The following is a 2,459-nucleotide window of genomic DNA, read 5'->3' as shown; positions in this document are numbered from 1 at the left end:
GACAGGCCGCGCTTGCCGCCTCTGCTTGCCGGGGCGTTTTTGACCCAATATCTGACGGTCTCCCGGTTAACGCCGAGCTTCTCGCTAACGCGTCGAAGCGCTCCTGGTTCATCTAACTCGGCAACCATCCGTACGGCTCTTTCTCGGAACTCTTTCGGGTACTTGTTTGGTGTTGGCATAACTCTCCTTTTGGTAGCTTAGGAGCCTCCATTATACCCGGGGCGGTTCAAATTTCAACTACGGTGGGGGCATGCTCAGTTTCTAATATCCGTAGTAAAACCAACATTATGGCACTACACAAGCGACTTTCACCATACCACTCACAACCAACTGGGCTTTTAGCTTTTAATGGGGGCAAAAAGTGGTTTTGGAGGAGAAAGATGGTAAATGTGGGCTAAGTAACCGTTGGACAATTATTTCTTAGACCTTATAAATTGAGCAACCGGAACGTCCGCTATTTCTCAAAATAACTTTCAGTGAACTCGACGATAATACTATAAATAAATATTAACAAGAGTACTTGTTATATTAATAGAGTACACATAAAATAAATAACATACTCGGAGAGCAAGGAGGTGAACTGTGACTTAGGAATAGTACCAATAGTGATGCCACAGACCACTACGTTATCAAAAAGAGGAGGATTAATGAGGAAAATAGTGTTGTTAGTGCTTATCTTAGTTATGATCGCAACAGTGCAAGTAGGAACAGCATTTGCTTCTTACCATGCAGCCGGTTATGTAAATGCAAGCGATAGTTTCGGTGGTGGTTACGTAGAATGGGCACAGCTCTGGTACCCAGATCCTGGTTCGTTGAGTGGAAACCATAATAATCACACGTTATGGTTTTGGACTGACGGTACCAACGGCTATTCATATCCTAATTTAGCATTTGTAGGAGTAGGTTACTGGCACGGATATCTAAAAGGTGAAGATTGGAACGGTTTTTACTGGGAAAGAATGACAAAGGATAACTGGTGGGATATAGGCAAAGTCACTTCTGTTGCGCCTGGATCGAATGGGACGAATCACAGCTTTGAGGTGGTTCCAGATTATGTAAGTGGCTATCAAGGATACTATGGCTATATTGACTCTACTCAAGTATTTCAGTTTCAACAGGCTTGGCCTTCAAAGAAAATGCAAGTTGGCTTAGAATCAAGTAGGAACGATCAGGCATTGGGCCATACCTATCCGTCCTATATGGAGTATAAATCTTCGGGAAATTGGCTTAGATGGTCATATGGTGCCATTCGTAAAGAATCAAACAGCCCATATAGTTGGGCCTGGCGTAACAATGTATACTACCTCGGTGATGATTGGCGATAATTTAAAGCGAAACTACTACTAGAAGCCTATCAGTTGATGAAACCATGGGGGTTAATATGAAAATTTCTAGGAAAGTCCTGTCAGGTTTAGTGATCTTGGTAATCATGGGCGCTTTATCAGCAGGGGTTTTAATAGCATTAAACGCACATCCTCAAAAAGCTGTCGGTGACATAACAGTTGTGAGTGAGCTAAAGCACGATCCAGCAGAGATTGCGGCGAAAGCTACACCACCCGCAAATCCGCGTATGGCAACCGGTGGCCCATACATGTCGAAAGAAGGGATACTTGACAAAGCTACAGCAGCAAAAGCACTTGGAAAGAATGATAAGCTATCTGGACATGAAGAAGCAGTTCTAATGACCGAGGGCGAGTTTAGGCGTCGCCAAGCAATGCTAATGGGTAGACCCGTTAAGAATCTTGAGCTTGATGACGATAAAGAAATTTGGGTGGTTGTCTTAGGCGGTGAATTTGAACAAACATGGCGTAGCAGTCCTGGCGATAGCAACTTCCCACCCGCTAAATGGGAAATGTTGAAGTATGATGCAAAGACCGGGGAACTTCTTGGTATGTCAACCGGCCCAGTTGATTGGCCAGACGCCTTTTTTAAAGAACTCCCCCAAGCAAGTGCTAGTAAAAATTAGGAAATATTGATAGGGAACCTGCCTTCATTTTTTTAGGTTCTTTTGCGAAACTTTCCTGATTTTATGCCTTGCATGGATTACCTAACTAAGGGCGTTGATTTAATCAATGCCCTTAGTTACTTCCGAAATAACGGTGTGTTAGTCGTTTATCCCAGCTCAGAAATATGCTTCGCCAACTTCTCCAACAACTCAAAGTTTGAATAGCGTCCACTTAGGGCAGCAATAGGGCTCAGCGAATTCATAATTGCTGGCCTTTTTGCCTTTTATGTAGACCTTTTTGATAAAAGCTTGATTAAACATCCTTCTTACGGGCTCGGTCCCTGTCTTATAGCCCTCATAGCAGTTAGCTTTGGCTTCACTTACATCGATTGGTTTCTTCATGGCTAATCCTTCTGTTCTAAGTGAGCTTGATCTGGTAATTCTTAATACGGCACCAACAAGTCTTGCCGGTAGAATTTTGCAAAATAAGCGAATCCTTATAGATAAAGAGCCG

General features: G+C 43.3%; 4 protein-coding genes. 2 read left to right on the top strand and 2 right to left on the bottom strand.

Features of this window, described 5'->3' with window-relative positions:
- A partial coding sequence (locus COY37_RS11860; RefSeq protein WP_353683005.1) for a transposase occupies positions 1-179 on the bottom strand: 179 nt, incomplete at its 3' end.
- Between the two features lie 468 nt (positions 180-647).
- Here COY37_RS11860 and COY37_RS06380 point away from each other — a divergent pair.
- Both COY37_RS06380 and COY37_RS06375 read left to right on the top strand, forming a co-directional pair.
- On the top strand, positions 648-1,325 hold the full coding sequence (locus COY37_RS06380) for a hypothetical protein (protein ID WP_286976833.1): 678 nt from the start codon (positions 648-650) through the stop codon (positions 1,323-1,325).
- A 56-nt stretch (positions 1,326-1,381) separates the two neighbouring features.
- A complete protein-coding gene (locus COY37_RS06375) occupies positions 1,382-1,966 on the top strand; it encodes a hypothetical protein (RefSeq protein WP_286976830.1) in 585 nt (194 codons plus the stop codon).
- A 189-nt stretch (positions 1,967-2,155) separates the two neighbouring features.
- On the opposite strand, the gene COY37_RS06370 is transcribed toward COY37_RS06375, so the two are convergent.
- The gene (locus tag COY37_RS06370; protein WP_286976827.1) at positions 2,156-2,347 is read right to left on the bottom strand and encodes a hypothetical protein; all 192 of its coding nucleotides are present in this window, start codon (positions 2,345-2,347) and stop codon (positions 2,156-2,158) included.
- Between the last annotated feature and the right edge of the window lie 112 nt (positions 2,348-2,459).

The organism is Candidatus Aquicultor secundus, from assembly GCF_002791875.1.
GTDB lineage: Bacteria > Actinomycetota > Aquicultoria > Aquicultorales > Aquicultoraceae > Aquicultor_A > Aquicultor_A secundus.
Note: the sequence above shows the minus strand (reverse complement) of the source record. Positions and strands in the feature narration are given on the sequence as shown.

What these genes read in the sequence shown, in the direction of transcription:
- COY37_RS06370 (WP_286976827.1), bottom strand. Translation starts at nt 2,347, where the DNA reads ATGAAGAAACCAATCGATGTAAGTGAAGCCAAAGCTAACTGCTATGAG.
- COY37_RS06375 (WP_286976830.1), top strand. Translation starts at nt 1,382, where the DNA reads ATGAAAATTTCTAGGAAAGTCCTGTCAGGTTTAGTGATCTTGGTAATC.
- COY37_RS06380 (WP_286976833.1), top strand. Translation starts at nt 648, where the DNA reads ATGAGGAAAATAGTGTTGTTAGTGCTTATCTTAGTTATGATCGCAACA.